The organism is Brachybacterium sp. GPGPB12, assembly GCF_038396325.1.
Lineage (GTDB): Bacteria > Actinomycetota > Actinomycetes > Actinomycetales > Dermabacteraceae > Brachybacterium > Brachybacterium conglomeratum.
Window position 1 is genome coordinate 3,208,126 of sequence record NZ_CP149573.1, and the last position, 23,986, is coordinate 3,232,111.

28 protein-coding genes and 6 pseudogenes are annotated in these 23,986 nt (G+C 73.3%); 5 read left to right on the top strand and 29 right to left on the bottom strand.

The window, feature by feature from the left end; genetic code table 11:
- Positions 1-335 precede the first annotated feature (335 nt).
- Positions 336-1,971, top strand: a pseudogene (groL, locus tag WKH84_RS18755) (chaperonin GroEL).
- 61 nt (positions 1,972-2,032) lie between these two features.
- Here the strand turns inward: groL and WKH84_RS18760 are convergent.
- The 9 genes from WKH84_RS18760 to WKH84_RS18800 form a co-directional block, all read right to left on the bottom strand.
- The gene (locus tag WKH84_RS18760; RefSeq protein WP_341854730.1) at positions 2,033-2,290 is read right to left on the bottom strand and encodes a hypothetical protein; all 258 of its coding nucleotides are present in this window, start codon (positions 2,288-2,290) and stop codon (positions 2,033-2,035) included.
- Between the two features lie 372 nt (positions 2,291-2,662).
- Positions 2,663-3,091: a CPBP family intramembrane glutamic endopeptidase gene (locus tag WKH84_RS18765; protein WP_341854731.1), complete on the bottom strand. Its 429-nt coding sequence runs from the start codon at positions 3,089-3,091 to the stop codon at positions 2,663-2,665.
- Positions 3,064-3,498, bottom strand: coding sequence for a hypothetical protein (locus WKH84_RS18770; RefSeq protein ID WP_341854732.1), 435 nt, complete (start codon positions 3,496-3,498; stop codon positions 3,064-3,066). Before WKH84_RS18770 ends, WKH84_RS18765 begins: the two co-directional genes overlap by 28 nt.
- A 114-nt stretch (positions 3,499-3,612) precedes the next feature.
- Positions 3,613-3,972, bottom strand: a complete 360-nt coding sequence (locus WKH84_RS18775) for an energy-coupling factor transporter transmembrane component T (RefSeq protein ID WP_341854733.1) — start codon at positions 3,970-3,972, stop codon at positions 3,613-3,615.
- Entirely contained in the window at positions 3,921-4,364 is a 444-nt protein-coding gene (locus WKH84_RS18780; RefSeq protein WP_341854734.1) for a hypothetical protein, read from the bottom strand. Before WKH84_RS18780 ends, WKH84_RS18775 begins: the two co-directional genes overlap by 52 nt.
- 18 nt (positions 4,365-4,382) lie before the next feature.
- The gene (locus WKH84_RS18785; protein ID WP_341854735.1) at positions 4,383-4,763 is read right to left on the bottom strand and encodes a hypothetical protein; all 381 of its coding nucleotides are present in this window, start codon (positions 4,761-4,763) and stop codon (positions 4,383-4,385) included.
- 3 nt (positions 4,764-4,766) lie between these two features.
- Positions 4,767-6,215 carry a DUF3744 domain-containing protein gene (locus tag WKH84_RS18790; protein ID WP_341854736.1) on the bottom strand — a complete coding sequence of 483 codons (1,449 nt, stop codon included), beginning with the start codon at positions 6,213-6,215 and terminating at the stop codon, positions 4,767-4,769.
- Entirely contained in the window at positions 6,212-6,766 is a 555-nt protein-coding gene (locus WKH84_RS18795) for an ECF-type riboflavin transporter substrate-binding protein (RefSeq protein WP_308740152.1), read from the bottom strand. The genes WKH84_RS18790 and WKH84_RS18795 overlap by 4 nt, the downstream gene beginning before the upstream one ends.
- 22 nt (positions 6,767-6,788) lie before the next feature.
- On the bottom strand, positions 6,789-7,628 hold the full coding sequence (locus WKH84_RS18800; protein ID WP_341854737.1) for an S-adenosyl-l-methionine hydroxide adenosyltransferase family protein: 840 nt from the start codon (positions 7,626-7,628) through the stop codon (positions 6,789-6,791).
- A 112-nt stretch (positions 7,629-7,740) separates the two neighbouring features.
- On the opposite strand from WKH84_RS18800, the gene WKH84_RS18805 reads away from it, so the two are divergent.
- Complete coding sequence (locus WKH84_RS18805) at positions 7,741-8,559, top strand: metal-dependent hydrolase (protein ID WP_341854738.1); 819 nt, start codon at positions 7,741-7,743, stop codon at positions 8,557-8,559.
- Between the two features lie 18 nt (positions 8,560-8,577).
- Here the strand turns inward: WKH84_RS18805 and WKH84_RS18810 are convergent, their stop codons facing one another.
- The 3 genes from WKH84_RS18810 to WKH84_RS18820 form a co-directional block, all read right to left on the bottom strand.
- Positions 8,578-8,976 (bottom strand): hypothetical protein, encoded by a 399-nt coding sequence (locus tag WKH84_RS18810; protein ID WP_341854739.1) that lies wholly within the window; start codon positions 8,974-8,976, stop codon positions 8,578-8,580.
- Positions 8,952-9,239, bottom strand: a complete 288-nt coding sequence (locus WKH84_RS18815) for a hypothetical protein (protein ID WP_341854740.1) — start codon at positions 9,237-9,239, stop codon at positions 8,952-8,954. Before WKH84_RS18815 ends, WKH84_RS18810 begins: the two co-directional genes overlap by 25 nt.
- Positions 9,240-9,321: 82 nt before the next feature.
- Positions 9,322-10,329, bottom strand: a complete 1,008-nt coding sequence (locus WKH84_RS18820; protein ID WP_341854741.1) for an LLM class flavin-dependent oxidoreductase — start codon at positions 10,327-10,329, stop codon at positions 9,322-9,324.
- A gap of 106 nt (positions 10,330-10,435) precedes the next feature.
- Between WKH84_RS18820 and WKH84_RS18825 the strand changes: the two genes are divergently transcribed.
- Entirely contained in the window at positions 10,436-11,485 is a 1,050-nt protein-coding gene (locus WKH84_RS18825; RefSeq protein ID WP_341854742.1) for an MsnO8 family LLM class oxidoreductase, read from the top strand.
- Here the strand turns inward: WKH84_RS18825 and WKH84_RS18830 are convergent.
- The 17 genes and pseudogenes from WKH84_RS18830 to WKH84_RS18910 form a co-directional block, all read right to left on the bottom strand.
- The gene (locus WKH84_RS18830) at positions 11,425-11,937 is read right to left on the bottom strand and encodes a GNAT family N-acetyltransferase (RefSeq protein WP_341856964.1); all 513 of its coding nucleotides are present in this window, start codon (positions 11,935-11,937) and stop codon (positions 11,425-11,427) included. The two genes, WKH84_RS18825 and WKH84_RS18830, sit on opposite strands and share 61 nt — an antisense overlap.
- Positions 11,934-12,461 carry an ATP-binding cassette domain-containing protein gene (locus tag WKH84_RS18835; protein ID WP_341856965.1) on the bottom strand — a complete coding sequence of 176 codons (528 nt, stop codon included), beginning with the start codon at positions 12,459-12,461 and terminating at the stop codon, positions 11,934-11,936. Before WKH84_RS18835 ends, WKH84_RS18830 begins: the two co-directional genes overlap by 4 nt.
- A gap of 98 nt (positions 12,462-12,559) precedes the next feature.
- Positions 12,560-12,661, bottom strand: a pseudogene (locus WKH84_RS18840) (ATP-binding cassette domain-containing protein); the annotation flags it as partial.
- A gap of 407 nt (positions 12,662-13,068) precedes the next feature.
- Positions 13,069-13,635, bottom strand: a pseudogene (locus tag WKH84_RS18845) (ATP-binding cassette domain-containing protein); the annotation flags it as partial.
- Entirely contained in the window at positions 13,632-13,892 is a 261-nt protein-coding gene (locus WKH84_RS18850) for an ABC transporter permease subunit (protein WP_341856966.1), read from the bottom strand. The pseudogene WKH84_RS18845 and the gene WKH84_RS18850, both read right to left, overlap by 4 nt.
- Before the next feature lie 67 nt (positions 13,893-13,959).
- Positions 13,960-14,514, bottom strand: a pseudogene (locus tag WKH84_RS18855) (ABC transporter permease subunit); the annotation flags it as partial.
- Complete coding sequence (locus tag WKH84_RS18860) at positions 14,511-14,750, bottom strand: ABC transporter permease subunit (protein WP_341854743.1); 240 nt, start codon at positions 14,748-14,750, stop codon at positions 14,511-14,513. The pseudogene WKH84_RS18855 and the gene WKH84_RS18860, both read right to left, overlap by 4 nt.
- Complete coding sequence (locus WKH84_RS18865; RefSeq protein WP_341857042.1) at positions 14,747-15,778, bottom strand: ABC transporter permease subunit; 1,032 nt, start codon at positions 15,776-15,778, stop codon at positions 14,747-14,749. The genes WKH84_RS18860 and WKH84_RS18865 overlap by 4 nt, the downstream gene beginning before the upstream one ends.
- A 42-nt stretch (positions 15,779-15,820) precedes the next feature.
- A complete protein-coding gene (locus WKH84_RS18870) occupies positions 15,821-16,534 on the bottom strand; it encodes an ABC transporter substrate-binding protein (protein WP_341856967.1) in 714 nt (237 codons plus the stop codon).
- A gap of 70 nt (positions 16,535-16,604) precedes the next feature.
- Positions 16,605-17,294 (bottom strand): annotated as a pseudogene (locus tag WKH84_RS18875) (ABC transporter substrate-binding protein); the annotation flags it as partial.
- Positions 17,291-17,746, bottom strand: coding sequence for a hypothetical protein (locus WKH84_RS18880; RefSeq protein WP_341854744.1), 456 nt, complete (start codon positions 17,744-17,746; stop codon positions 17,291-17,293). The gene WKH84_RS18880 and the pseudogene WKH84_RS18875, both read right to left, overlap by 4 nt.
- Positions 17,743-18,087, bottom strand: a complete 345-nt coding sequence (locus WKH84_RS18885) for an aminotransferase class I/II-fold pyridoxal phosphate-dependent enzyme (RefSeq protein WP_341856968.1) — start codon at positions 18,085-18,087, stop codon at positions 17,743-17,745. The genes WKH84_RS18880 and WKH84_RS18885 overlap by 4 nt, the downstream gene beginning before the upstream one ends.
- Before the next feature lie 42 nt (positions 18,088-18,129).
- On the bottom strand, positions 18,130-18,549 hold the full coding sequence (locus WKH84_RS18890; RefSeq protein ID WP_341854745.1) for a hypothetical protein: 420 nt from the start codon (positions 18,547-18,549) through the stop codon (positions 18,130-18,132).
- Positions 18,549-19,961: an FAD-linked oxidase C-terminal domain-containing protein gene (locus WKH84_RS18895; protein ID WP_341854746.1), complete on the bottom strand. Its 1,413-nt coding sequence runs from the start codon at positions 19,959-19,961 to the stop codon at positions 18,549-18,551. Before WKH84_RS18895 ends, WKH84_RS18890 begins: the two co-directional genes overlap by 1 nt.
- Positions 19,962-20,232: 271 nt before the next feature.
- Positions 20,233-20,769 (bottom strand): hypothetical protein, encoded by a 537-nt coding sequence (locus WKH84_RS18900; protein WP_341854747.1) that lies wholly within the window; start codon positions 20,767-20,769, stop codon positions 20,233-20,235.
- An 81-nt stretch (positions 20,770-20,850) separates the two neighbouring features.
- A pseudogene (locus tag WKH84_RS18905) lies at positions 20,851-21,805 on the bottom strand (cation diffusion facilitator family transporter).
- Positions 21,806-21,844: 39 nt separating this feature from the next.
- Positions 21,845-22,195 carry a metalloregulator ArsR/SmtB family transcription factor gene (locus WKH84_RS18910; protein ID WP_341854748.1) on the bottom strand — a complete coding sequence of 117 codons (351 nt, stop codon included), beginning with the start codon at positions 22,193-22,195 and terminating at the stop codon, positions 21,845-21,847.
- Between the two features lie 148 nt (positions 22,196-22,343).
- Here WKH84_RS18910 and WKH84_RS18915 point away from each other — a divergent pair, with 148 nt between their 5' ends.
- The gene (locus tag WKH84_RS18915) at positions 22,344-23,126 is read left to right on the top strand and encodes an AMP-binding protein (RefSeq protein ID WP_341854749.1); all 783 of its coding nucleotides are present in this window, start codon (positions 22,344-22,346) and stop codon (positions 23,124-23,126) included.
- Positions 23,127-23,154: 28 nt separating this feature from the next.
- A complete protein-coding gene (locus WKH84_RS18920) occupies positions 23,155-23,955 on the top strand; it encodes an AMP-binding protein (RefSeq protein ID WP_341854750.1) in 801 nt (266 codons plus the stop codon).
- Positions 23,956-23,986: the final 31 nt, after the last annotated feature.

The window sequence follows — 23,986 nt, forward strand, 5'->3', positions numbered from 1 at the left end:
GCCGCTCTTCCTCCGGGAGGGGCGGCGCGTCCGCGTGTGCCGGCCGGGCGGGGTGCCCGCCCGTCGGCTCCGTTGGGAGAGGGTGGCCGCCGACGACGTCCGGGCCGGACGACCCGGCCGTGTCCGCTCCTCGCAGAGAGTTAGCACTCTCGGGGGCAGAGTGCTTATGATGATCTGGCACTCGGTGCACGGGAGTGACAGCCTCCGCGCACCGGGACCTGAACATTCCGGCCCCGTGAGGGCGTCGGCTCCGTGGGACATGAACACGGAGTCGGCTCCCGTCCGTCGCGGGCACTGGGCCGGGTGGACATCACAGACACGGGAGAGATTCCACAATGGCCAAGCTCATCTCTTACGACGAGGAGGCCCGGCGCGGCCTCGAGCGGGGAATGAACCAGCTCGCCGACGCCGTCAAGGTCACCCTCGGCCCCAAGGGGCGCAACGTCGTGCTCGAGAAGTCCTGGGGCGCCCCCACCATCACCAACGACGGCGTGTCGATCGCCAAGGAGATCGAGCTCGACGATCCCTACGAGAAGATCGGCGCCGAGCTGGTGAAGGAGGTCGCCAAGAAGACCGACGACATCGCCGGCGACGGCACCACCACCGCCACCGTCCTCGCCCAGGCCCTGGTCAAGGAGGGCCTGCGCAACGTCGCCGCGGGCGCCAACCCGATCGCGCTCAAGCGCGGCATCGACCAGGCCGTGGCCGCGGTCTCCGAGACCCTGCTCAAGCAGGCCAAGGAGATCGAGACCAAGGAGCAGATCGCCTCCACCGCCGCCATCTCCGCGGCCGACCCGGCCATCGGCGAGCTCATCGCCGAGGCCCTCGACAAGGTCGGCAAGGAGGGCGTGATCACGGTCGAGGAGTCCAACACCATGGGCCTCGAGCTGGAGCTCACCGAGGGCATGCGCTTCGACAAGGGCTACATCTCGCCGTACTTCGTCACCGACGCCGAGCGCCAGGAGACCGTGCTCGAGGACCCCTACATCCTCCTGCTCTCCTCCAAGGTGTCCTCCGTCAAGGACCTGCCGCCGCCGCTGGAGAAGGTCATCCAGGCCGGCAAGCCGCTGGCGATCATCGCCGAGGACGTCGAGGGCGAGGCCCTCGCGGTGCTCGTGGTGAACAAGCTCAAGGGCTCCTTCAAGTCCGTGGCCGTCAAGGCCCCCGGCTTCGGCGACCGCCGCAAGGCGATGCTGGAGGACATGGCGATCCTGACCGGCGGCCAGGTCATCGCCGAGGAGGTCGGCCTCAAGCTGGAGACCGCCGGTCTCGAGCGCCTCGGCCAGGCGCGCAAGATCGTCGTCACCAAGGATGAGACCACCATCGTCGAGGGCACCGGCGACGCCGACCGCATCGCCGGCCGCGTCTCCCAGATCCGCGCCGAGATCGAGAACTCCGACTCGGACTACGACCGCGAGAAGCTCCAGGAGCGCCTCGCGAAGCTGGCCGGCGGCGTCGCCGTCATCAAGGCCGGCGCCGCGACCGAGGTCGAGCTCAAGGAGCGCAAGCACCGCATCGAGGATGCCGTGCGCAACGCCAAGGCCGCCGTGGACGAGGGCGTCGTCGCCGGTGGTGGCGTCGCGCCGCTGCAGGCCGGTGCGGACACCTTCGGCAAGCTCGCCCTCGAGGGCGACGAGGCCACCGGTGGCAACATCGTCAAGGTCGCCATCGAGGCCCCGCTCAAGCAGATCGCGGTCAACGCCGGTCTCGAGGGCGGCGTCGTGGCGGAGAAGGTCAAGAACCTTCCCGTCGGCCAGGGCCTGAACGCGGCCACCGGCGAGTACGAGGACCTGGTCTCGGCCGGGATCATCGACCCCGTCAAGGTGACCCGCTCCGCGGCTGCAGAACGCCGCGTCCATCGCGGGCCTGTTCCTCACCACCGAGGCCGTCGTGGCCGACAAGCCGGAGCCCGAGGCCCCGGCCGCCGGCGGCGACATGGGCGGCATGGGGGGCATGGGCGGCATGATGTGATCTCGCTGGTCGACGTACTGGCGAGCGAAGCGAGCCGGTAGGAGACCAGCAGATCGCGAGATCACCTGCCGCTCCACCCGAGCGCTCGACGAGCCCCGATCCTCTGACGAGGGTCGGGGCTCGTCGCTGTCACGGCTCCGGCCGGTGTCAGCGGAGCGCGCGCAGGTAGCGTCGTCGGTACACCCGCTGCAGCGAGCAGCGGCGCCAGGGGGAGCGGCGCGCGTCGCCACCCTGGGGCCGCGACCGTGACCGACCTCAGGGTGAGCACCACGGCGTCCTGCCGCGTGCGGTGCAGGATCAACGCCTCCTCGCCGCGCACGGGATGACCCCGCCTGGTCGTCGGCCGGGCGCGCCGCGCCGGCCCGGGCGTGGTCGGCCTGTGGCGCAGGGCGTGCCACTACGGCATATATGCCGTAGTGGCACGCCCTGCGCCATGACCTGACCATGCCCGGGCCGCGAGAGGGCGGGGAAGGGCCGCGTGGGGTGGCGCGGCGCCCCGAGAGGGCGGGGAAGGGCGCGTGGGGTGGCGCGGCGCCCCGAGAGGGCGGGGAAGGGCCGCGTGGGGTGGCGCGGCGCCCCGAGGGGGTGGGGAACAGGCCCGAGGGGGTGGGGTCGGGCCGCGAGGGGCGGGAGAGGAGCACGAGGAGGTGCGGCGGGGCCGGCGAGGACGCGCCGGCCGGTCCGCGGCCGCTCAGACGAGGAAGATCGGGATCGCACCCGGATGACGGGCGTGCACGATCGCGAGGAAGACGACCACGTCGAACAGCAGGTGCACGATCAGCACGTACAGCAGCGAGCCGGTGCGGGCGAACAGCCAGCCCTGCAGCGGCGCGAAGGGCGCGGTGAGCAGCGGCCCCCACGCCTGGTAGCCGAGCTCCCACAGGAACGACACGAAGATCGTCGCCTGCAGCAGGTTCGCCGTCCACACCCCGAAATGCCGGCGCAGCGACGCGAAGCAGGTGCAGATGAAGAACAGCTCGTCCCAGGTGCCCACGAAGTTCACGCCCGCGAAGAAGCGGGCCACCTCCCCGCCGTCGGCCAGGTGCGGCCAGTTGCGGTAGACGCCCGAGGTGATGAAGTAGAACGGCAGGATCAGCCAGCCCAGGAAGGGCACGGCCACGATGTAGCCCTTCTCGAGGCGGGTCCACGGCTCGCCCGTGCGCGCGGGAACCGGATCGCGCGCCGGCGCAGCAGCAGACGGTCCACTGCCGCCGGCACCAGCACCGCCAGCAGCAAGACGGCGCCGATGGTGAGGAAGCGGTCCCAGTCCACCGAGGCGACGACCGAGGTGGTCGAGACGATGGTGATCCCGACCCCGATCAGCGCGAGGTCCTTCGCGAGCTCCCGGGAGACGAGCACTGCGCCGACCAGGCTGAGGGCGAGCAGCAGGTGACCCCAGCCGGCCAGCCGCAGGGCGAACAGCAGGAACGCGGAGACGGAGACGCCGACCGCCGGCAATAGCGCGAGGCGTGAGGCGGAGGAGGGCTCCGCGGGGTCCGCGGGGGCGGCGGCCGACGGCGTCGTCATGGCCTCAGCATGGCAGGTGCGGCGCGGTGGATCAGACGAACGGGTTCCAGAACCGTCCGCCGTTGACCCCCAGCAAGACGAGGGGCACGACCACCACGACCACCGCCGCCGCGATCACCACCGCGTCCCGGCCGCGGAGCGGTGAGCGGACCAGCCAGGTGCGCTTCCTGCCGCGGCCGAAGCCCCGCAGCTCCATCGCCGCCGAGACGGCGTCAATGCGGTCGAAGGTGCCCAGCAGCGCAGCGGCATCAGGATCGAGGTGAGGTTCCGCAGTCGGACCCGCAGGGGCGCGGCGCGGCTGGTGTCCAGGCCCCGGGCCTGCTGCGCCGCCGAGATGGTGCGGAACTCGCGCCGCACGTCGGGGATGTAGCGCAGGGCGAGCGAGACCGCGTACGCGATCCGGTAGGGCACCCCGATCTGGTTCAGGGTCGAGGCGAGCTCCGGGGGCGCGTGGTGGCCACGAACAGCAAGCACCGAGGGGCGCGACCGCGAAGTACTTCAGGGTGACGGCGAGCTGGTAGAACAGGCTGCTCGGCGGTGACGTCCCACCGCCAGGGCCCGTCCAGCAGGACGTGGCGGGTGCCGAACAGCTCGGTGCCGTAGCCGGGGGCGAAGAGGAAGATTCCGAGATTGTTCAGCACCATGAACAGCGCGATCAGCCACAGCACCACGGCGAGATTGCGCGGAGGGACCCGAGAGATCGCCCACAGGATGAGGGATCCGGCGCCGACCACGGCGAGATAGCGCACGTCGAAGCCGATCGCCGCCCCGAGCACCACGGCGAGGACGAGCACGAGCTTCGAGACCCCGGAGAGGGTGTGCAGCGGGCCCGGTCGGTCGAGATAGCCCAGCAGCGGACTGGTCATCGCCGAGCCCCCCGTCGTTCACGGTCCGCCGCGACGAAGCGGCGCACGAGCGTGTGCGGGTCGCTGATCCCGCGCGCGCCGCGCGAGGTCGTACAGCCCAGTCACCACGAGGTCCGCCCGAGCTGTGAGCGCCGGGTCGGTGAGCACCCGCGCCGGGTCGTCGTCGGCCAGGAGGCGGCCCTCGGAGAGCACCAGCACCCGGTCGGTGTACTCCACCGCGAGATGCATGTCGTGGGTGATCAGCACGACGGTGGTGCCGGCCGCGTGGAGGCCTCGCAGGAAGTCCATGAACTCGGTGTAGTGCGCGAAGTCCTGGCCGGCGGTGGGCTCGTCGAGGATCAGCACCTCGGGCTCGAGGGCGAGGACGGCGGCGATGGTGACACGCTTGCGGCCGCCCATGGCTCAGGGCCGCCAGCGGCCAGGAGCGGAAGGGGGAGAGCCCGCAGATCTCGAGCACCGCTGCGATGCGTCGCGCGATCTCGACCTCGTCGACCCCGCGGGCGCGCGCCCCAGCGCGATCTCGTCGCTCACCTGAGGGCGGGAGAGCATCTGGCCGGGGTCCTGCGGCACGAAGCCGACGCGCTCGCCGTGCTCGGCGAGGCTCCAGCCGGTCGCGTCGACCCCGCCGATCCGCAGACGGCCGCCGGTGATCTCCTCGAATCCTGCGATCACGCGGGCGAGGGTGGACTTGCCGGCGCCGTTGGAGCCGAGCACACCGAGCATCTCGCCGGGGCGGACCGCAGCGCTGATCCCCTCGAGCACGGTGCGGCGCCGGTCCGGGCCGACGGGAAGGTCGCAGCTGACCGCATCGAGGTCGAGGGCGGTCCTCGCGGCGGTGCCGCTCGCCTCGGACCGCACCGCCCCGCGGGCCAGCACCTCGCCGTCGGCCGGTGCCTCCTCGTCGGCCGGTGCCTCCCCGGCGACCGGGGCGGCCGCGACCCAGTCCTGCACCGCGGTGATCTGCTCAGCGGTCAGGGCGATGTCGGCGCCGCGGGAGGGGTGTTGGGAGGCGGTGACCGGCACGCCGGCGTAGGCGAGAGCGGTGACGTGCAACGGCGGGCGGATGCCATGCTCCTCGAGGGCGCCGGAGGCGAGCACCTGGTCAGGAGGGGCGTCCAGCACGATCCGGCCGTCGGCCATCAGCACGATCCGGTCCACGTCCCGGTGAAGGACGTCCTCCAGACGGTGCTCGACCAGGACGATCGTCGCGCCGTGGTCGCAGTGCAGGGTGTCCAGGAGCTCCACTGCGGCGCGCCCGGTGGCGGGGTCGAGGTTCGCCAGCGGCTCGTCCAGCGACAGGACCTCGACGTCGTCCACGAGCACACCGGCGATCGCGACGCGCCGCTTCTGGCCTCCGGAGAGGTCCTGCGGGGAGTCCGTGAGGCGGTCCTCGATGCCGGCGAGCTGCGCGGCCCGGGCGATGCGCGCGGGCATCTCGGACGGGTCCACCTGCTGGTTCTCGAGGCTGAAGGCGATGTCCTCGCCGACGGTGAGTGCCACGAACTGGCTTCCCGTGTCCTGCAGGACCGTGCCGACCACGGCGGCCGTCTCCACGAGCGGCACGGCGGCCGGGTCCCGGCCCAGCACGCGCACGGTGCCGGTAGAGGTGCCGCGGTGATGGTGCGGGATCAGCCCGTTCAGCACGTTCACCAGGGTGGACTTCCCCGACCCGGAGGGGCCGACGATCGCGACCTTCTCGCCGCGATGGACGGCGAGGTCGATGTCGTGCGGCGTCGGCGCGGACTGGGCCCGGTACTGGAAGCCGTATCCCGACAGCTCGATCAGCGGGGCAGTGCCCCTGCCGGTGTCGCCGCCCTTGCCCGCCCTGCCGCCGGTGCTCGCGGCCGTCACTGCTCGCGGCTCAGCGAACCGGTCCGGGTGCGGGTGCGGGAGTAGACCGACAGGATGATGATGCCCAGCACCACGGCGGTGAGCGAGTTCGAGACGAAGGCGAGGGCGCCCTGCGTCCACACCTTGTTCGCTGGCTCCGAGTAGATCACCACGTCCCCGAGCGGGGCGACGACCAGCCAGGCCACGGCGTTGGCGAGCAGAACGGCGAGAGCGAACCGGGTCGCGGTCCTCCCGGTGAACTCGCCGTCGGCGACGGCGTTCCGCAGCAGGAGGAGCCCGACGATCAGGCCGAACACGCCGGAGGACAGCTCCCAGGAGATCCAGATCCCGTAGCCGGTGACGTCGATGAGCAGGTGCCCGATGAAGCCGGCAAGAGCACCGACCCAGGGGCCGTAGAGCACCGCGAACACGGCGAGGATCGCGTACTGGATGCTGATCGCGGTGTTCGGGACCGGAGTGGGGATCGCCACGAAGCGCCCCAGCACGAAGAACAGGGCGGCGCCGATGCCGATGGCGACCACCTGGGTGACAGGGGAGGGTGAACGGGTCATGGGACGTCCTTCGCAGAGGGGGTCAGTGCACCGGCACGAGGGTCACGTGCCACGAGGCGCCGGTGCCGAGGGAAAAGGCGCGGGCGTAGTGGCCGCGGTTGATCGCGATCGCCATCCGGTCCAGCGAGTTCACGTACAGCAGCGATTCGCCCACCTCGACGGCGGCGAAGCTGTGCGCATAGGTGACCTGGGCGGCGTGCACCACGGTGTCGTGGTGGCGGACCCGCACCGTGACGCGCTCCCCGGGGTCGACGCCCAGCTCCCGGAACAGGGTTCGCGGGATCGAGGTCCACAGCGAGCCGTAGCGGACGTCGAGGGTGTCGATGATGCCGACCACGGCGCCGTCCTCGAGCACCGGATCCGTCACGGGCAGGCGGACGAGGCCGTCGAGGTCGAGCTCGGGACCGATCTCCTCGAAGCTCGTCGCCCCGGAGGCGAGGCGAGCGCCCGTGTACGCGTAGATGTCACGGCCATGGAAGGTGTACGACTCCTCGGAGCCGGGGCGGCGGTTGCGGGTCTCGTCGATCTCCCGCGGCCCGGTCAGCCCGAAGATGTTCTCCAAGTGAGTGAGGGTCCCGTTGTCGGGGGTGACGACGAAGTGGCCGGTCGCGGTGCGAGCCACCACCGAGAGCCGGTCCGAGCCGACGCCGGGATCGACCACGGAGACGAACACGGTGCCCTCCGGCCAGTAGGTCAGCACCTGCGCGAGACGGTAGGAGCCCTCCCAGATGTCGTAGGGCGGGATGTTGTGGGTGAGGTCGTGGAGGCGCAATGTGGGATCTACGCCGACGGCGACGCCGTACATCGCGCTCACCGCGCCGTCGTCGAGACCGAAGTCGGACTGCAGGACGAGTGCGCTCATGGGGCCAGTATGCGACGACGGGACGCGTCGCCGCCCGTCGGCCCGTCATGGACCGTCATACGGGATGCGGTGAGGACCGGCGCTTCCCGGTGACGTGCGCGAGGATGGAGAGATGGCACCCACCGACGCCCAGCCGCCCGCCCTCTCGCTCCTCACCCAGAACATCCGGTACCACGACGAGAGCACCCTCCCCGGTCAGGCCGACCACTGGCCCGAGCGGGCCCCGGTGCTCGCCCGGCTCCTCGGCGAGGCCGACGCGGACGTCGTCGGCCTGCAGGAGGTGCTCGCCTCGCAGATCCCCGTGATCGACGAGACCCTCGCCGCCACCCACCTGCGCCTCGGCATCGGCCGGGAGGGCGGCGGACGCGGGGAGCACAACCTCCTGCTCGCTGCGCCGGGACCGGTTCGAGCCGCTGGACTGGGACCAGCTGTGGCTCTCCGAGGAGCCCGGCCGGATCGGGTCGACGGGCTGGGACGCGATGTGCCCCCGGATCGCGGTGTGGGCCCGGGTGCGGGACCGGGAGAGCGGGGGCGAGCTGGTCGCCGCGGTGACGCACCTGGACCACGAGGGGCACGAGGCGAGGGCGACGGGCGCGGGACTGCTCGCCCAGCACCTGCGCGAAGCGGCCGACGGCGTTCCCGTGGTGCCGCTGGGCGACTTCAACGCCGCAGGCGGCGACAGCATCCCGTGGCGGGTGCTGCGAGACGCCGGCTTCGAGGACGCCCACGACGTCGCCGCCGCGCAGGCGGGGAGGACATCGGCACCTTCCCCGACTACGGCACCCCGGAGGTGGGCGGTATCCGGATCGACTGGATCCTCGTCCGCGACCTCGTCGTCGAGGAGTACGCGGCCCGGGTGCCGGCGCACGAGGGCCGCGCGGCGAGCGACCACGCGACGGTCACCGCGCGGGTGCGGCCGACGGTGCGCTGACGCCCCGCCCGTCCCGCCTCACATGTCGCGGGCCGAGGTGAGCGGCTGCGACCCGCCCGCGCACACGGCGGTCAGCTCGAGCAGGTCGCCCGCGTCGGAGACGTCCGGTCCCTTCTCCTGGGCGAGCGCGGGCGACACGTCGACCCAGCCGCCCGGGCAGTCCTGGACCTCGCCCTCGAGGGTGGGGACGAGCGCGTCGAGCACCTCGTCCTCGGAGACCGGCTCCGGCGCGCCCGCCCCGCCGTGGTCGGAGGCGCCGGCCGCCGCCGTGGCGGAGACGAGCTCGTCGACCTGCGCGGGCTCCAGCTCGATCACCGCCTGCCACCAGTAGTCGTCCTGGGCCGGGAAAGGCACCCTCTCGTACGGGTCGGTGAACCGGCCCTCTGCGACGGTCACCGCTCCCATGGTCTCGAGCACGGGGAAGTGCTCCTCGACGAGCCCGGGGAGTGCCCGACGAGATCCGGCCGGAAGTACCGCTCGGAGGCCTCGTCGAGCACCCACTCGGGATCGCGCTCCTCGGCGCCGCCGTCCAGCAGGCCGCGACCACTGAGCAGCAGCGCGGCGAGGACTGCGCCGGTCAGCGCCCGAGCGGTCGTGCGCCGGGCGGGGCCTCGCGGCGAGGGTCGGCGTGCTCGCGCACTGCGGCCCGCCGGACCATGCGTCGGTTTCTCGTCGTCCATGGCTCCCCCCTTCGTCCCCGGCGCCATGTCTACCAGGTGCCGGGGCCCCGGCCGCGGCGCCGGGGGCAGGGAAGCGGCGGGCTCAGAGCCCCCAGGCCTCCGCGAGCGGCTCGAGGCTCCGCGGCCGGTCCGCGGGGTCATAGTGGTAGGCGGTGAGGATCAGCTCGTCGGCCTTGGTCGCCGCGACGATCTCCTCGAGCTGGGAGACGACCGTGGCGGGGGCGCCGACGGCCCTGATCGACAGCGTCTGGTCCACCTTCTGCAGGAGGTGCTCCGGGGCGACCTCGGTGATGTCCCGCGGCGGCTGGATCTTCTGCCGCCGCCCGGTGACGATGCCGAGGAACATCTGCTGCAGGGTGGTGAACTGGCGCCGCGCCTCCTCATCGGTCTCGGCGACCACGAGGTTCACGCCCACCATCGTGTGGGGTCGCTCGATCTGCGCGGAGGCGGCGTCGGGATCGAAGTGGGCGCGGTAGGTCTCCAGCGCGTGCAGGTACTGGAAGGGCGCGAAGTGGGAGGCGACCGAGAAGGGCATGCCCAGCTGCGCGGCCAGGCGCGCCCCGTTCCCGGTCGAGCCGAGGATCCACATCGGCACCTCGGTGCCGCGGGCGACCTCCGCGGTGATCGGGAGTCCGCCGGAGGTGGGCGCCTCCCGGGACCAGTCCCGCATCTGCTCGACCGCGTCGATGAAGGCGCCGGGCTCGGCGGAGGTGCGGGCCAGCAGCTGCGCGGTGAGCTGGTCGGTGCCGGGAGCGCGGCCGAGCCCGAGATCGATCCGGTCGCCGTGGAACTGCACGAGGGTGCCGAACTGCTCGATCACCGCCAGCGGCGAGTGGTTCGGGAGCATGATCCCGCCGGACCCGACGCGGATCCGCTCGGTCATCGAGGCGGCGCGGTCGATCAGCAGCGAGGTCGCCGAGGAGGCGAGGGAGTCGGTGTTGTGGTGCTCGGCGAACCAGTACCGCTCGTAGCCGAGACGGTCCGCGGCGCGGGCGCCCTCCATCGAGGCGGCGATGGCGTCGCGAGTGCTCTGGCCTTCGGAGATGGAGACGAGATCGAGGATCGACAGGGGCACGTGAGGAGCGTTCATACTGCTCAGGCTATCGACGCGGGCGTGGGGCGGGGAGAGCGCGGGGTGAGAGGTTCTCGACCCCGTCGGCGGGAAGCTTCTGCACCCCAGATGCGTTCCCGGCGACATGAGGATCTCCCTGCTCGACCGCTCCCGCACGCGCGCCGGCCGCGACGAACAGTCCGCCCTCGCCGAGAGCGTCGAGCGGGCAGTCGCCGCCGAGCGACTCGGATACCACCGCTTCTGGGTCGCCGAGCACCACACCGTGCCGGGCATCGCCAGCGGCGCCCCGGCCGTGTCGCTCGCAGCGATCGGGCGCCGCACCGAGCGGATCCGGCTCGGCTCCGGCGGGGTGATGCTCCCGAACCACCGCCCCCTCGTCGTCGCCGAGCAGTTCCTGATGCTCGAGGCGCTCACCCCGGGACGCATCGACCTCGGGCTCGGCCGCTCCCTCGGCTTCACCGCCCCGGTCCGTGAGGCGCTGGGCCGGCTCGAGGCGAGCACGGAGGACTTCGCGGCGGAGGTGGGGCAGGTGCGCGACCTGCTCGAGGGCACCGCGCCGCTCACCGCCCGCCCCTTCGCGGCCGAGCCGCCGCCGATGCACCTGCTCGCCACCGGCGCCGGTCTCGGCATCGCCGCCCGGCTCGGCCTCGGCGTGGTGCTCGGTGGGCCCGTCCTGCACGCGGACGACGTGGGAGAGCGCGTCGCCGCCTACCGCCGTGAGTTCCGTCCGCACCGCGGCGGCGTCCCGCACGTGATGGTGTCGATGGACCTGCTGGTGGCCGACACCGACGCCGAGGCGCGCGAGCTCGCGCTCCCCGAGGTGTGGGCGATGGTCCGCTCCCGGGAGACCGGCGCCTTCCCTCCCCTCAGGGACCCGGCCCGGATCCGCGAGCAGGACCTCACCTCGCGCGAGCAGGACCGGCTCGAGAAGGGCCTCGCGAGGGCCTGGGCGGGCGCCCCCGCAAGCCTTCGGCCCCGGGTGGAGCGAGTGCTCGAGGCGACCGGGGCCGACGAGATCCTCGCCGCGGGCGCCACCTTCGACCGCGCCGCACTCGCCGGCTCCGACGCGCGGGTCGTGCAGCCTGCTCGGCTGAACGCTCGTCGATCGGGTCGTCACTCGGCCGACCGCGGCGCCTTCCGGAAGCACACGCTGATCCCGTCGGCCGGGTCGTAGGGCGCGAACACCTCGATCCGCTCCCAGCCCTCGCGCTCGTAGAGCGCGATCGCCTCGGGCTGACGGTTCCCGGTCTGGAGGAACAGCTCGTCCGCGCCGTGGTCCCGGGCCGCGTCCTCGAGCCGGGCCAGGATCCGGCTCGCGAGGCCCAGCCTCCGATGGTCCGCGTCGACGACCAGGCGCTTGACCTCCCAGCGGTCCGGCAGGCGGCGCGGCGTCCCGGTCGCGGCGGCCTTCCCGTCCACCAGCGCGAGCACCACCACGGCCACGTCCTCGGCGCTCGGCGGGGCCGGGCGAGGGGAGCCCTGGCGCAGGGCCGCGTAGCGGGGCGAGAGCTCGACGTCCATCGCCTCCCGCGCCGCTGCGCCGCGCGGGTCATCCCAGTCGGTCTCGGCCCAGGTCAGGATCCGACCGCCCGGCAGGACGGCGAGGCAGGAGGCGGTGGTGGTCATGCGCTGGCCCCCACGTCCTGGCGGGCGGGGATCGAGGCGATGAGCCGGCGCGTGTACTCCTCGCGCGGGGCGGCGAAGACCTCTTCGACGGTCCCGGACTCGACCACCTCGCCGCGGCGGAGCACGGTGAGGGTGTCGGCGAACTGCCGCACCACCCCGAGGTCGTGCGAGATGAACAGGTAGGTCAGGCCCAGGTCCCGCTGCAGCGTGGCGAGAACCTCGAGGATCGAGGCCTGCACCGTCACGTCCAGGGCGCTGGTCGGCTCGTCGAGCACGAGCACCTCGGGACGCGCCGCGAGAGCGCGGGCGATCGCGACCGCCGCCGCCGCCCGCCCGAGAGCGCCCCCGGACGCCGGCCGCGCGGCCGTCTCGGACAGGCGCACCGCCCCGAGCGCCCATGCCGTCCGCTCCGCCCGGTCGGCGCGGTCGCCGACCTTGTAGTGCTCGAGCGGCTCGCGCACGATCCGCTCGACGGTGAAGCGCGGGTCCAGCGAGGTGAAGGGGTTCTGGTGGACGAGCCGCAGGTCGCGCCGCGCGGCGCACGCGACCCCGCGGGATCGGCGAGATCGACGGGACGGCCGCCGACGGAGAGGGTGCCGGCATCCAGCGTCTCGAGCCCCAGCGGCGCCCGGGCCGCGGTGGACTTCCCCGAGCCCGACTCGCCGACCAGCGCATGGGTGCGCCCGCGGGGGATCGCGAAGGAGACCTCCGCGAGGGCGCGCACCTCCCGGTCGCGGGTGCGGAAGGTGCGGGAGATGCGGCCTGCCTCGACGTGCGCGACGCCGGCCGGGTGGCGCTCGTCCCGCTCGGCGCGCGCGGGGCGAAGCGGTCCGGGTTCAGGCCCGGCACGTCGGCCTGCAGGGCGCGGGTGTACTCCGCGCGGGGCGCGGTGAACACGGTCGTGGTGGGGCCGGCCTCCTGCACCTCGCCCTGCTGCGGCACCACCACCTCGTCGGCGCGGGAGGCGGCGAGGGCGAGGTCGTGGGTGATCAGCAGGATCCCGATCCCGAGCTCGGCCCGCGGCTCATCGAGCAGGTCGAGGATCTGCTTCTGGACGGTGACGTCGAGGGCGCTGGTGGGCTCGTCGGCGATCAGCGACCGCGGGCCGGGCAGGATCGCGAGCGCGATCAGCACCCGCTGCAGCCGCCCGCCGGAGAGCTGATGGGGGAAGGAGTCGAGGATCCGTCGCGGCTCGGGCAGGCCCACCCGCTCGAGCGCCGCGTGCACGAGCGCCTCGCGCTCCTCGCCGCGACGGGCGCCGGGCACGAGCGCCGCCGCCTCGAGGGCCTGCGCCCGGATCGTGCGCACCGGGTTCAGGGCGGAGCCCGGGTCCTGCGGCACGAAGCCCAGCACCCTCCCGCGCAGTGGCAGGAACTCCCGCTCGCGCAGGCCCGTCACCTCGCGGCCCTCGATCCGAATCGACCCGTCCACGCGGGCGCGGCGGGTGCCGAGCAGGCGCGCGACGGCCCGCGCGATCGTGGACTTGCCCGAGCCGGACTCGCCGATCAGGGCCAGCGCCCGGCCCGCGCCGACGGCGAAGGAGACCCCGTGCACCACCTCGGCGGGGCCGTAGGCGACGCGCAGTTCCTCGACCTGCAGCAGCGGCGGGGCCGGAGCGGCGGCGTCGGCCCCCGCTGCGGTGGCGGCGGAGGCCTCGGCGGTGGATGCGTCGGCGGTGGATGCGGCAGTGGAGTTCATCGGTTCCTCCCGAGGTCGAGCCAGCTGGACAGGCGGCTCACGGACAGCACGACGACGGCGATGACGAGGCCCGGGGCGATCACGAGCCACGGCGCGTGCAGGAGGTGCTCGCGGCCGTCGGAGACGAGCAGACCCCAGTCGGAGGCGGGCGGCGGATCGCCGTAGCCGAGGAAGGCGAGGCCGGCGATCACCAGGATCGCGATGCCGAACTGGAGCACCGCGAGCGAGAGCACGGGGCGCACCGCGTTCGGGAGCACATGGCGCAAAGAGGACGTATCCGGCCGAGGCGCCGCTGAGGCGGGCCGCCTCGATGAACACGCTGGTCCGCACCCGCAGCACCTCCGAGCGCATCAGCCGCGCGAACACCGCCACCGCCGAGACGCCGGTCGCGATCGCCGCATTGCGGGTGTCGTAGCCGAGCGCGGTCACGATCACCACCGCGAGCAGGAAGCCCGGGATCGCCAGGAGCACCTCCACCACGCGGCCGATCACCGCGTCGACCCAGCCGCCCAGGTACCCGCCCAGCAGGCCCAGCGGCCCGCCGGCGAGCACGCCGATCGCGACCGCGATCAGGGCGCTGGTCATCGAGGAGGCGGAGCCGTGGACGATGCGGGTGAGCAGGTCCCGGCCCAGGTGGTCGGTGCCCAGCCAGTACTCGGCGCCGGGCGCGGTGAACTTGTCGTCCGGCACGCCGACGGCGGGATCGTGCCCCGTGACCAGGCCCGGGACCAGCGACCACAGGAGCACGACGGCGAGCACGGCGAGGCTCGCCAGCACACTCGCGGGCGGGAGACGACGGGAGAGGGCACGGGCCGGGGCCGTCGCGGCGGCGACGGGACCGCCGGCGACGGGGCCGGCGGCGGCATCCAGGACGCTCATCGCAGATCCTCCTTCCCGCGCAGGCGCGGGTCCAGCAGCGGATAGAGCAGGTCGATCACGAGGTTCACCACCACGAACACCAGGGCGGAGAGCACCACGGCCGCGAGCAAGACCGGCACGTCCTGCGCGGCGACCGCCTTCTGCACCAGCGTCCCCACGCCGGAGCGACCGAAGATCGCCTCGGTGATCAGCGAGCCGCCGAGCACCTCGCCGAGCACCAGCCCGATGATCGTCACCGTCGGCGGCAGGGAGGGCGCGGCAGATGGCGCACCACGACCTGTCCCGGGCGCATGCCGCGCGCGAGGGCGACCTCGGCGTAGTCCTGACCGGCCGCCTCGTCCAGCGCCGTGATGAACACCTGCGCGATCTGCGCGGAGACCGGGATCGCGAGGGTCAGCGCGGCGGCGAGGGTGGAGCCGGGGCTGTGCGGCTCGACGAGGCTGAACAGCCCCAGCGTCACCGCGAGCACCTGGATCAGCACCAGGCCGATCAGGAAGTTCGGGGTCGAGAGGAACACCGCGGGCAGGGCGCGGACCAGGGTGTTCGCGGACCCCTCGGGCAGCGACCGGGAGGCCAGGGCCAGCACCGCCGCGATCAGCACGGCGAGGACGAGCGCGGTCGCGGCCAGCGCGAGCGTCGAGGGGATCGCCGCGGCGAGCATCGCGGTGACCGGCTGGGAGGTCGACAGCGAGGTGCCCAGGTCGCCCGTCAGCGCATGGCCGAGCGAGACGACGAGCTGGACGGGCACGGGCCGGTCCAGGCCGTGGAAGGCGCGGATCTGCGCCTTCTCCGCCTCGCTGTACCCGGCCTGGGGGTCCTCGAGCCGCGCGGAGATCGGATCGCCCGGGATCGCGGCGAGCACCGCGAACACGAGCACGTAGGAGAGCACCACCACGATCAGCGCCTGCCCGGTGCGGCGCGCCGCGAAGGAGGCGTAGCGCCGGGCGGTGCGCGCGGCGGCCGACGGGGCCGCGGGGGCGAGGCCCGACGTCGGACCGCCCGGGGCGGTGGTGGTCGCGCTGGGGGTCAGGGCGCTCATGGTCGCTCCTTGCGGGCGGCGTGATAGGAGGGGATCGCGACGGCGTTGAAGGAGATGCCGGTCAGCTCCGGCGACTGGACGTAGATGCGGCCGCACGTTCTGCTCGAGCGGGATGAAGTACGCCTGCTCGAGCACATGGCGGGAGAGCTCCTCGACCAGCGGCGCCCGCTCCTCGCGGGTCGCGGCGCCTGCGACCTCGTCCCGCGCGCCGCACCAGCTCCGCATCGGAGGAGCCGGTCTGGAACCAGTCCTCGCCCTCGTCGGTGATCACCCCGGCGACCGTGCCGACATCCACGAAGCGCGCGTCACCTCGTTCACGCCCTGCTCGGGGTTGTTGGTGACCCGTTCGGTCCAGGTGGGGATGTCGAGCTTCTGGGTGGCCACCCGGATCCCGAGACGTCCCAGGTGCTGGGAGATCAGCTCCGCCTCGGGGACGGAGCCGGTGAGATACGGGGTGGGGTAGATGGTGAAGCCGAGCTCTGCGCCGTCCTTCTCCCGGAAGCCGTCGGCGTTCCGGCCGGTCCAGCCGGCCTCGTCGAGCAGGGTCGCGGCGAGCTCCGGATCGTAGGAGAACAGCTCGGTGAGGTCCGTGGTCTCCGGCACCCCGGCCTGCGACCAGCTGGTCGCCGGCTCCCAGGCGTCGGTGAACACGGTGCGGAGGATCTCCGCGCGGTCGATGCCGCGGGTGACGGCCTGCCGCACCCGCACGTCGTCGAAGGGCGCCACCTTCGTGCGCAGGCTGTAGCCGTGCACGAAGCCCAGGTAGCGGGGCACCTCGATCACGAAGCCGGCCTCGGTGAAGGCATCCAGCACCTGCGGGTTCACGTTGTAGGAGAGATCGGTCTGGCCGGCCCTGGCGGCGGAGGCGCGCAGGGTGTCGTCGGGCAGGACGGTGAAGGTGATCGCGGCGAGCCGCGCCGGCCCGCTCGCACCGAGTGCCTCCGGAGCCCAGTCGTAGTCCTCGCGCCGCACCAGGCGCACGCGGCCGCCGCGGCTCCCAGCTCTCCAGCACGAAGGGTCCCGAGCCGATCTGGCGGGCCAGGTCGGCCTGCTCCTCGAGGGAGAGGGCGAGGGAGGAGGGAGCCATCAGCTGGCGACCGTGATAGCCGAGGGTGGGCAGGAAGGACAGCGTCGGCGCGGTGAAGGAGACCCGCACGGTCAGCGGATCCAGCGCCTCGGCGCCCTCGTAGGTGCCGCCGGGGAACAGGCCCACCCGCGCCAGTCCCTCGTCGGGGCGGCCGACGGCCCAGGCCTCGAGGTTCGCGAGCACCGCCTCGGCGTCCAGCGGGGTGCCGTCGGAGAAGGTGACGCCGCCCCGCAGGTGCGGCAAGACGTACTCGGTCGCCTCCTCGTTCTGCTCCCAGGACTCGGCGATCCACGGGGTGACCTTCCCCTCGGGGTCGGTGTGGACGAGCTTGTCGGTCAGCTGCTGCCACACGTTCGCCTCGTAGCTGGAGATCGCGCTCTTGGAGGGGACCCAGCCGCCGTCGAGGTTCGAGATGAGGAAGGACAGCTCGAGGTCGTCTCCCGCGCCGCCGCCGCCGCCCCCGTCGGCGAGGGCGCCCTCCAAGGCGCGACCGGCCAGGGGCAGTGCGGCGAGGCCGAGCGCACCGGCGCCGAGACCCTGCAGCAGACGGCGGCGGCTCGGCCCGTCGGGGCGTGCGGTGGTCGTGCGCCCGACGGTCGCGGCCCCGTCCTCCGGCGGGCCGACGGTTCCCGGCGCGGGGCGGCGGGCGCTCATCGCCGGGCCTCGGGCGCGGTCAGGGCGGCGATCAGGCGCTCAGCGCCGTCGGTCAGCGCGGCCTCGTCGAGGTGGCTGATGCCCACGCGCAGGCGGCCGTGGTCCTCGTCGTCCCCGGCGAGGAAGAAGTACCGCCCCAGCGCCATGTCGGTGCCGAAGCGCTCCCGGGCCAGACGCGCGCCGCGGCGAGGTCGATCCCGTCGTCCAGCACCCGCGCCCACAGGAAGATCCCGCCGGTGCGCTCGCTCGATGCGCACGCCGCCGGGCACACCGGTCTCGAGCAGGTGCACGAGGAGGTCGGCGCGGAGGGCGTAGCGGGTGCGGGCGCGGTCCGCGATCGCCTCGAGGCCTCCGTCGAGCCCCTCGCGTCCCCCGGCTCCGACGACCCGCTCGACCACCGACTGCACCAGCACGGAGGAGTGCTGGTCCTGGTTGGCGCGCAGGCGGGTCACGGGGCCGACGAGCCAGCTCGGCGAGACCAGATAGCCCAGGCGCGCCCGGGCCCGAGGATCTTCGAGAAGGTGCGCACGCGCACCACCAGCTCCGAGTCGGTCGGATAGTCCTCGGGCACCTGGACGCCGGGGAAGGCGAGGCCCGCGTAGGCGTTGTCGGAGACGATCACGAAGCCGTAGTGCTCTGCGAGGGCGGTCAGCCGCTCGCGCCGCAGAGCCGGGGTGATCAGACCGGTCGGGTTGTGGAAGTCGGGCACCGTGTAGAGCGGCTTCGGCCGCGCCCCGGCCTCGAGCCGGTCCTCGAGGGCATCCAGGTCCAGCCCCTCCGCGGTGAGCGGCAGGGGGCGACACCTCGACCTCGTGGTGCTGGAGGTCGCGGAAGATCAGCGGATAGGTCGGGTCCTCCACCACGATCCGGTCGCCGCGGTCCAGCGGCGCGTCGAACAGCAGGGAGAGGCCGTGGAAGGCGCCGTTGGTGAGCAAAGACCCGGGAGGCGTCCACGCCCTCGCGGCGCGCGATCCACTCCCGCGGCGGCGCGATGCCCGCCGGGTCGCTGTACTGCGGCCGCGCCGACGAGCGCGGCGGGATCGGAGGTGAGGTCCTCGGCCGCGCGGTGCGGCGCCCCCAGCGGGAGGTCCCCGGCGCTCGGCGCGCCGCCGAGGAGGGAGACGGCGCCGGGCAGGGGAGAGGCGGCGGGGCCGAAGCCGCGGGCGAGGTCCTCGCGTGCGCCGAGTCGGGAGAGCGACCCCGCGGAGAGGCTCTCCGGGCTCAGGGCGGCGGGGTCGAGGGCGGTCGTGCTCATCACAGGGCCTTCCCGGGGTTGAGGAGCTGGTGGGGGTCGAAGGCGGTCTTCAGGCGGTGCTGGAGGTCGCGGGAGGCGGGGGAGAGCTCGAGGTCGAGCCAGCCGCGCTTCGCGGTGCCGATGCCATGCTCCCCGCTGACGGTGCCGCCGAGCGCGAGCGCGGTGCGGACCAGCTCGTCGGCCGCCGCCAGCGGCGGGGCGGGCAGCTGCCCGGGCGCATGGTCCTCGGAGAGCGGGAGGGCGAGGGAGGGGTGGAGGTTCCCGTCGCCGGCATGGGCGATCGCGGAGGTCTCCACGCCGTGTCGGCGGCCGATGCCGGGCGCCGCCTCGAACATCTCCCCGAGGCGGGACTTCGGCACCGCGACGTCCTCACCGAGGCGGTGCCCGCCCGCGCCGGAGCCGCGGCCGGGAGCGGCGCGGCCCCACAGGTGCTCCGCCTCGGCCTCGTCCTCGATCTCGCGCACGGTGCCGCCGGCCGCGGTGAGCGCGGCGGCGAGGTCCGCGAGTCGCTCGTCGACGCCGTAGCCGTCGAGCTCGATCAGCAGGATCGTGCTCTCGCCGCGGGCGAGCTCGGAGCCGGTGTGCGCGTCGATGTCGGCGAGGGTGGGACCGTCCATCAGCTCGGTCGCGGCGGGCCGGACGGGGGCGCGGGAGATCGCGTTCACCCCCTCGGCCGCGGCGCCCGCCGAGTCGAAGCGCGCCAGGACGGTGCGTCGTGCGACGGGCAGCGGACGGATCCGCACGGTCGCGGCGGTGATGACGGCGAGGGTGCCCTCGGAGCCGATCAGCGGCTGGGTGAGGTCGAGGCCGGTGACGCCCTTGATCGAACGGTGCCCGGTGCGCAGCGGCGTGCCGTCGGCGAGGACTGCCTCGAGGCCGAGCACGGACTCGCGCGTCACCCCGTACTTCGCGCAGTGCGACCCGCCCGCGTTGGTCGCGATGTTCCCGCCGATCGTGGACAGGCGCGCGCTCGCGGGATCGGGGGCGTAGAAGACGCCGTGCGGGGCGAGGGCGGCGGAGAGGTCGGCGGTGATCACCCCGGCCTCGACCACCGCGACCTCGTCGAGCAGGTCGATCTCGCGGATCCGGTTGAGCCGCTCCAGGCCCAGCACGATCGCGCCGGTGCTCGGGGCGGCGCCGCCGGAGAGGCCGGAACCGGCGCCGCGCGGCACGACGGGGGTGCCCGTCTCGTGGGCCAGGCGCGCGACCTCCTGCACCCCGGCGGTGTCCGCCGGCAGGACCAGGAGGAAAGCGGTGCCGTCCGGAGCCTGCACCGCCGTGTCGCCGGCGTAGCGCGGCGCGGGGTCCTCGATCACCGCCTCGTCCCCGAGCAGGGGGCGCAGGTGCGCGGCGAGCTCGGCGAGGCGCTCGGCGGGGCGGGCGTCGGTGAGGGGGCTGGCGAGGCTGGTCACGGGGCGGGACTCCAGGTGGGCCGGGCGGTGGTCGTGGCCCAGGGTGCGCCCTCGCCCTTCATAAGTGCAAGTGCTGACCGTCATAAGTCGTCACGGTGGGTGATCTGCGGCATCCCGAGGGGCGCGTCGCCCCTCCGCGTCGGCGCTCTCCGTGCCCGGCGACCTCCGTGCCCGTCCCCACCGCGTCCGCCCTCTCCGCACCCGGACGCGACGAGGCCCCGCCGATCACAGAGCGGCGAGGCCTCGTCGGCGGGACCTCTCGAGGTCCTGGTCAGCGCCCGGGCGGGCGGAACCCGGCCTGTGCGTACTGCGCGCGCACGCGTTCGTTGTGTCGGGAGGCGGCCAGGCACCCCCAGACGATGCTCGTGATCCATGCGGCGATCCCGATCAGCGGCACCAGGGTGAAGAGGATCGCCCCGAATCCGAGGGTGAGCACCGAGAGCACGCCGATCAGGAGCGAGGCCAGCAGGATCGCGCCGAGCGTGATGCCGAGCAGGATCAGCGCCCCCGGCACGGTCGCGTAGAACATGCCGAGCACCCCGAAGAAGAAGGTCAGCACGAAGGCGACCCCCACGCTCTTCTCGGCGGGCATCACGACCACCGGCGGCGGTCCGTAGGTGCCCTGCGCCGGGACCCACGGCCGCACTGCGCCGTGCGGGACGGCTCCGCCGGTCGGACCGCCGTGCGCGCCCCCTGGCGCGCCGGTCGCGAACGGGTCGTACTCCCGTCCCTGCGGTGCGAGGCCGCGCGGCGGCACCGTCGTCCCCTCGATCACGGGCCCGTGCCCGTCGTGCCCCGGATGCGTCATCGGAGTCCCCCTCGGTCGACTCCGCTCATCGTACGGGCGGGATCGGACACCTGTCCGGGGCCGACGAGGATGTGGACGGGGTCAGCCCTGCCCGTCCGCGTCGTCCCGGGGCGGGCGCGGCGCGGTCTCGTCCTCGCCGTGGATCGGGACGTGGGCCTCGGGGATGTCCTCGTAGCTCGCAGGATCGGAGATCGGCTCGAGATGGGTGAGCACGTGCAGGGTCGGCATGACGCCCATCAGCTCGTGCTCGAGGCCCTCGATGTAGTCGTGGCCGCGCTTGACCGTCCAGTCGTCGGGCACGAGCACGTGCACGTTCATGTACTTCTCCTGCCCCGCCTCGCGGGTCTGCAGGCCGTGGAAGGTGACGGTCCCGTCGGTGCGGCGGCGCAGGATCTCGGTGATCACCTCGTGCTCCTCGTCCGGCGGCGCCTTGTCCAGCAGGCCGGAGAGGGACTCGGTGATCAGGCCGATGCCGGTGACGATGATGTTCACGCCGACGGCGAAGGCGACGAGCGCGTCCAGTCGCTCCCAGCCGGTCAGCACCACCAGCGCCACGCCCACCAGCACTCCCGCGCTCGTGATCACGTCGGTCATCAGGTGCTTGCCGTCGGCGCGCAGGGTGATCGAGCTGTGCTTCGTCCCGGCGCGCAGCAGCACGAGCGCCACGCCGCCGTTGACCAGCGAGGCGATCACGGAGATCGCCAGGCCCCAGCCGACGTTCTCGAGGGGTCGCGGGTTCAGGAAGCGCTCGACGGCGGTGACGAGGATGACGCCGGCGGCGGCGAAGATCATCACGCCCTCGACCGCGGCGGAGAAGTACTCCGCCTTGGCCCGGCCGTAGAGGAAGCGCTCGGTGGCCGGACGGAACGCGACGCGGCGCGATCAGCGCGACGACCGCGGCGACGAGGTTGACCACCGACTCCGCCGCGTCGGAGAGCAGGCCGACGGATCCGGTCATCACCCAGGCACCGGCCTTGAGGGTGATCGTGACGATCGCCGCGGCGATCGAGAGCCAGGCGAACTTCGTCAGGTCCACCTTCTGGCGGACGGGACGGGAGGAGGTCTCGGTGCTCGCTCACGGATGGTCCTTGCGGGGAGGGTCGGGGGCGAGGGAGCCGTCGGGGGCGATGTGCTCGAAGATCTGCTCGACGAGCTGGACCACGTGCGGGTCCTCGACGGTGTAGTAGCTGTGGCGGCCCTCGCGGGTCGCCGAGACGATGCCGGTCAGGCGCGGCTTGCGCAGGTGCTGGCTGGTGGTGGGCAGGCTCAGGCCCACCCGCTCCGCGAGCTCGCCCACGTCGTAGCGGCCCGTGCTCATCAGCCGCACGAGATGGAGGCGAGCAGGGCTGGCCAGCATCGAGAAGGTGTCCGCGGCCGCGGCGAGCCGCGGCTCGGTGGGTGCGCGGTCCTCCGGGGGCGTCGTCATGCCCGCCATCCTCCCTAACGTTTCGTCATTCGCGCAACTGACGAAATGCACGATGTGGCGCGCCCGACGGGGAGCGCGCCCTAAGCGGGGGCGGCGCGTCGTACTGTGAGGCCCCCGTCACAGCGACGTCGACGAAGGAGACCGCCGCATGTACAACCTCTCCGTGGTGCTCGAGGACAGCGCCCGCACTGCCCCCGACCGTCCCGCCCTGGTGCTGGGCGAGACCTCCCTGACCTACGCCGAGGTCGACGCCGCCGCCTGCCGCGTCGCGCACCTCCTGGTCGAGCTCGGGGTCGAGCCGGGTGACCGGGTGGCGCTCAGCTGTCCCAACCTGCCGCAGTTCCCGATCGTCTACTTCGGGATCCTCAAGGCCGGCGCGGTGGTCGTCCCGCTGAACGTGCTGAACAAGCCCCGCGAGATCACCTACTACCTCGACGACACCGACGCGGCGGTCGCCTTCTGCTTCGAGGGCACCGAGGAGCCGCCCATCGGCCGCCACGTGGTGGAGGGTGCCGCCGCCGCGGCGCGTCCGCCGCAGATCGTGCTGATCACCGCCGACCCGTCGGCCGAGAGCCCCTACGAGGGGGTGCCCACCCTCGCCGGCGCCGTCGCCGAACGGCCCGGGACCTTCCCCACCGTGCAGTGCGCCGAGACCGACACCGCCGTGGTGCTCTACACCTCGGGCACCACCGGGCGGCCCAAGGGTGCCGAGCTCAGCCACTCCAACCAGCTCATGAACGCCCTGACCTGCAACCGGCTGTTCGACTCGCGGCCGGGAGAGGACACCCACCTGGTCGTCCTGCCGCTGTTCCACACCTTCGGGGCGACGGTGAACATGAACGCCGGCTTCTCGATGGGGGCGACGCTGGTGATCTTCGCCCCGATTCGAGCCGCAGCAGGCCCTCGAGTCGCTGTCTGCGCCACCGCGTGAGCGTCTTCGCGGGCGTGCCCACCATGTGGTGGGCGCGCTGCGCCTGCTCACCGGGGGCGCCGCGGCCGAGGGGCTCTCCGAGCACCTGCGCCTGGGCGTCTCCGGCGGCGCCCCGGCGCCGGTCGAGATCCTGCGCGGCGTGAAGGAGCACCTCGGGATCTCGATCATGGAGGGCTACGGGCTCTCCGAGACCTCCCCGGTCGCCTCCTTCTCCCGCCGCGAGCGCCCGCGCCCCGGATCGATCGGCCTGCCGGTGTGGGGCGTGGAGATGGACCTGATCGACCCCGCCGATCCCGACTGGACCCGCGTGGGCGAGGTCGACGAGATCGGGGAGATCATCGTGCGCGGCCACAACGTCATGACCGGCTACCTGGGCCGCCCCGAGGAGACCGCCGCGGTGTCGCGGGACGGCTGGTTCCGCACCGGCGACCTCGGACGCCGCGATGCGGAGGGCTTCTACTGGGTCGTCGACCGCTCCAAGGACATGATCGTGCGCGCCGGCTACAACGTGTACCCGCGCGAGGTGGAGGAGGTGCCGCTGACCCACGAGCAGATCTCCCTCGCCGCCGTGGTGGGCGTCCCGCACGAGAGCCTGGGGGAGGAGGTGGTCGCGCACCTCATTCTCGTCGACGGCGCGACCGCCACCGCCGAGGAGCTGAAGGCCTGGGCGAAGGAGCAGATGGCGGACTACAAGTATCCGCGCGAGATCGTCCTCGCCGAGTCCCTGCCGATGACCTCGACCGGGAAGATCCTCAAGCGCGAGCGCGCTGACGCGCCGGCGCCGGTTCGAGCGGTGACGGATCGGGCGGCGCGCATCGGGCGCGCATGAGCCCGCCCGCGGGGACCGGTGATCCGATCGC